Annotated in this window: 2 protein-coding genes; both read left to right on the top strand. The window is 71.4% G+C overall.

Annotated features, from left to right (window positions below; translation table 11 throughout):
- A partial coding sequence (locus tag ACFPZL_RS13410) for a non-canonical purine NTP pyrophosphatase (protein WP_382335872.1) occupies positions 1-295 on the top strand: 295 nt, incomplete at its 5' end.
- A 202-nt stretch (positions 296-497) separates the two neighbouring features.
- A partial coding sequence (locus tag ACFPZL_RS13415; protein ID WP_382335874.1) for a phosphotransferase occupies positions 498-1,210 on the top strand: 713 nt, incomplete at its 3' end.

The following is a 1,210-nucleotide window of genomic DNA, read 5'->3' on the forward strand; positions in this document are numbered from 1 at the left end:
GCTCGAGCTCGCCGACGCTCACCGCGTCGTATCGTTCGTCTGCGCTGCGGCACTCGCGCTGCCCGGCGACGGCGCGGTCGGCGCAGGCGACGAGGTCGCGGTACGCGGCGTCTGGCCGGGCTCGATCCTGCGCGCACCGGCCGGCGACGGCGGCTTCGGCTACGACCCGGTGTTCCTCCCCGAGGGCGAGCAGCGATCCGCGGCGCAGCTGAGCCCGGCGGAGAAGGACGCGAGCTCCCACCGTCGCCGCGCATTCACGGCGCTGGCCGAGGAGATGCGGAGGCTGCTGCCCTGAAACCGGTCTCGAAAGGCGGAAAAATGCTGCCTGCTGAAAAATTTTGAGCACTTTCCCGCCTCTCGAGGCACCCGAGACGCCGGCTTGTGCGGTCGCCGTACGCGACCCGAGCCCGAGTACCCCGCGAGCGCGAAGCGCACAGGATGCGGTACCCAACACACTCGCCACATCATTTCGAAGTTCTTCGGATGGAGATATCACGATGACGGATAACCAGACGGGCGGCCTCGTGCGCCCCGACGTGGATGAGCGCGGCGCAGAGACCATCGCACGCGTGTGTTACGGCCTCGAGGCGACGGCGGTCGAGCTCGGCAGCAACCAGGATCGCAACTTCCTGCTCGTCGAGGCGGACGGCGCGAAGAGCGTGCTGCGCGTCGACAACCCGGTTTTCGGGGACGCGGCGCGCGAGGGCCAGCACGCCGCGATCGACGCGTACTGCGCGGCCGGCGTCGCGGTGGCGGTGGTGCTGCCCGGGATCGACGGGGAGCTCACGCAGCGATGGAACGGCCTCGCCGTGCGCCGCAGCGAGTTCGCCGCGGGGGAGTCGATCGTCGACGCGGGCTACCTCGCGCCCGTCGTGCTCGAGGAGTTCGGGGAGCTTGCCGCGGCCTCGGTGAGTGCGCTCGCCGGCCTCGCCCACGCCGGCCTCGACCGGGCCCACATGTGGGACATGCGCGTCGCCCATGCCGAGACGGTGAAGCTGGCAGGCTCGATCACCGACCCGGGCCTGCACGAGCGGGTGCTCGCCTCCGCCGATGCCGCGAATGCCGCCCTCGCCGCGGTCGCCGGGGAACTGCCGGTGCAGGCGATCCACGGAGACCTGACCGACGACAACGTGATGGGCGCGCGCGGCGACGACAGCCGGCTGCACCCGGGCACGCTGCTCGACCTCGGCGACCTCTCCTACGGCTGGCG

It is taken from the genome of Leucobacter soli (assembly GCF_042659205.1).
Lineage (GTDB): Bacteria > Actinomycetota > Actinomycetes > Actinomycetales > Microbacteriaceae > Leucobacter > Leucobacter soli.